Here is a 3,445-nt window from a genome sequence, read left to right on the forward strand (position 1 = left end):
CCGGAGCCGAACCCGCGCCGCGCGAGCTGCGCGAGCACGTGGCGGCCCACCTGCCCGAGTACATGGTGCCCTCGGCGGTGGTCGTGCTGGACCGCTTGCCGTTGACCAACAACGGCAAGCTCGACAAGCGCGCCCTGCCCGCGCCCACCGACGACGCGCTGGCCAAGGCCGACTACGTCGCCCCGGACGGTCCCGCCGAGCAGCGCGTCGCGGCGCTGTTCGCCGACCTGCTGGGCGTGGCGGGCGTCGGCGCGCACGACAGCTTCTTCGACCTCGGCGGCAACTCCATGTCCGCCGTCGCCCTGGTGGGCAGGCTGCGCGCGGCCAACGTGGACGTGACCGTGCGCGACGTGTTCGACCACCGCTCGGTGGCGGGCCTGGCCGCGCTGCTGGAGTCCCGCGAGGAGCTCGCGCACGAGCGCCGCGTGGCGCCGTTCGAGCTGATCACCGCCGAGGACCGGGCCAGGTTGCCGAAGGAGGCGGTCGACGCCTACCCGCTGTCACGGGTGCAGACCGGCATGGTCGTGGAGATGCTGACCTCCGGCGACCTGCTGGCCTACCACAACGTCACCTCCTTCCGCGTCCGCGACGACCGGCCGCTGGACCTGGCGGCGCTGCGCGAGGCGGCGCGGGTGGTCAGCGCGCGGCACGAGGTGCTGCGCACCGGCATCGACCTGGACCGCTACTCCGTGCCGATGCAGTTCGTGGTCGCCGACGCGGCGATGGCCGTGGGCCACCAGGACCTCACCGGCCTGGACGACGAGTCGGTGCACGCCGCGATCCGCGAGTTCACCGCGGTGGAGCGGGCCGAGCCGTTCGACCTGCGCCGTCCGTCGCTGGTGCGGTTGCACGCCCACGAGTGCGACGGCGACGCCTGGTGGCTGACCATCACCGAGTGCCACGCGGTCATCGAGGGCTGGAGCCACCACACCCTGCTGATGGACGTGCTGGACTGCTACCGGCAGCTGCGCGACACCGGCGCGACCGAGCCGGTCGAGCCGCCCGCGCTGCGCTTCGCCGACTTCATCGCGGCCGAGCTGGCGGCGCTGGAGTCGGCCGAGGACCGCGCCCACTGGCAGGCCGTGGTGGACCGGCACCCGAAGTTCGCCCTGCCGACGGGGTGGGGCGAGCCCGATGGCGAGCGCGAGGCGATCTCGCACCCGGTGCCGTTCACCGACCTGGAGCCCCGGCTGCGCGAGCTGGCGGGCAGCGCGGGCGCGTCGATGAAGAGCGTGCTGCTGGCCGCCCACTTCACCGTGCTGGGCCAGCTGACCGACCAGGAGAGCTTCCTCAGCGGGCTGGTGCTGCACGGCAGGCCCGAGGTCGAGGGCGCCGAGCGGGTCTACGGCATGTTCCTCAACAGCCTGCCCTTCAGCCACGACCGCAGCGCAACCACGTGGCGGGACCTGGTGCGCTCGGTGTTCGAGCAGGAAGCCGCGCTGTGGCCGCACCGCCGGTTCCCGATGCCGGTCATCCAGCAGGAGCTGGCCGACGGCGAGCGGCTGCTGGACGTGCGGTTCAGCTACCACGACTTCACCATGGTCGACCGCGGTCTGGTCGACTACGCCGCCAGCGTCGACGACAGCCCGACCGAGTTCCCGCTGGCCGTGCTGGTCCGGCTGGGGCACGTGTTCCTGATGGCCGACAGCAGGCAGCTCAGCCGCGCCAACGTCGAGCGCATCGGCGGCATGTACCGGGCCGTGCTGCTGGCCATGGCCGAGGACGCCGACGGCGACCCGCGCGAGGTCCGGCTGCCCGCCGCCGAGCGCGAGCGGGTGCTGCACCAGCCCACCGCCGACGTGGACGGCTTCACCGGCACCGTGCTGGAGGCGTTCGAGGCCCAGGCGGCCCGCACGCCCGACGCCGTCGCGGTCACCTGCGGCGACGACCGGGTGACCTACGCCGAGTTGGACCGGCGGGCCAACCGGCTGGCCCACCACCTGCGGGCGCAGGGCGTGCGCGCGGAGACCGCGGTCGGCGTGCTGGTCGACCGCGGCCCGGACCTGATCACCGCGCTGCTGGCGACCTGGAAGGCGGGCGGGGCCTACGTGCCCGCCGACCCCTCCCAGCCCGCCGACCGGCTGGCCGCGATCCTGGCCGACGCGGGCGCCCCGCTGGTGGTGACCCAGGCCCGCTACAGCGACCGGTTCGCCGTGGACGTGCCGCTGGTGGTGCTCGACACCTTCCGCGCGGTCATCGACACCCGACCGGACACCAAGCCGCCGGTGGTCAACGACCTGGACGCGGCGGCGTACGCCATCTTCACCTCCGGCTCCACCGGGCGCCCCAAGGGCGTGCTGGTCAGCCACCGCGGCCTGGCCAACCACGTGCGCTGGGCGGCGGCCGAGCTGTCCGGTCCCGGCGGCGCGCCGCTGTTCTCCTCGGTGGCCTTCGACCTGGTGGTGCCCAACCTGTACGCGCCGCTGGTGACCGGGGAGCGGGTGGCGTTCCTGCCGCAGGACCTGGACCTGGCCGACCTGGGCGCGCTGCTGGTGGAGGCGGGGCCGTTCGGCTTCATCAAGCTGACCCCCGGCCACCTGGACGTGATCGCCTCGCAGGTGCCGGTGGGCACCGAGCTGGCCGACGTGCTGGTGGTGGCGGGCGAACCGCTCAGCCGCACCACCGTGCGGCGGTGGCGGGAGATCTCCCCGCGCAGCAGGCTGATCAACGAGTACGGCCCCACCGAGGCGTCCGTCGGCACGAGCGTCTTCCCGGTCGTGGCCGAGCCGACGACCGACGTGCTGCCCATCGGCCTCCCGCTGCCGGGCATGTCGATGTACGTGCTCGACGCGCGGATGCACGCCGTGCCGATCGGTGTTCTCGGCGAGCTGTACGTCGGCGGCACCGGCGTGGCGCGCGGCTACGTCGGGCAGCCCGCCATGACCGCGGAGCGGTTCGTGCCCGACCCCTTCGGGGAGGGCAGGCTCTACCGCACCGGTGACCTGGTGCGGCGGCTGCCCGACGGCAACGTGGAGTTCGTCGGCCGGGTGGACGACCAGGTCAAGATCCGCGGCTACCGGGTGGAGCCGGGCGAGGTCCGCGCCGTGCTGGTCGAGCACCCCGCCGTGCAGGACGCGGCGGTCATCGCGCACGGCGGCGCCGACGTCCGGCTGATCGCCTACGTGGTCAGCGACGAGGGGACGCAGGAGCTGTTGCGGCACTGCGGGGAGAAGCTGCCGGAGTACATGGTGCCCTCGCTGGTGGTGCGGGTGCCATCGATTCCCCTCAACGCCAACGGGAAGATCGACCGCCGCGCCCTGCCCGCGCCGGACGGCGCGTCCACTGTGGAGGAGTCGGCCGCGCCGCGTTCGGAGCTGGAGGAGCGGATAGCCGAGGTCTGGCGCAAGGTGCTGGACCGGCCGGAAGTGGGCGTGCACGACAACTTCTTCGCCATTGGCGGGCATTCGATTCGTGCTGTGGCGGTGGTGGGTGCGTTGCGTGCGGC

1 protein-coding gene is annotated in these 3,445 nt (G+C 73.5%); it reads left to right on the top strand.

Going from position 1 to position 3,445, the window contains the following annotated elements:
* The coding region (locus tag IEZ00_RS35890; RefSeq protein WP_189227807.1) for a non-ribosomal peptide synthetase at nt 1-3,445 on the top strand (3,445 nt) is incomplete at both ends.

The organism is Saccharothrix coeruleofusca (genome assembly GCF_014648515.1).
Lineage (GTDB): Bacteria > Actinomycetota > Actinomycetes > Mycobacteriales > Pseudonocardiaceae > Actinosynnema > Actinosynnema coeruleofuscum.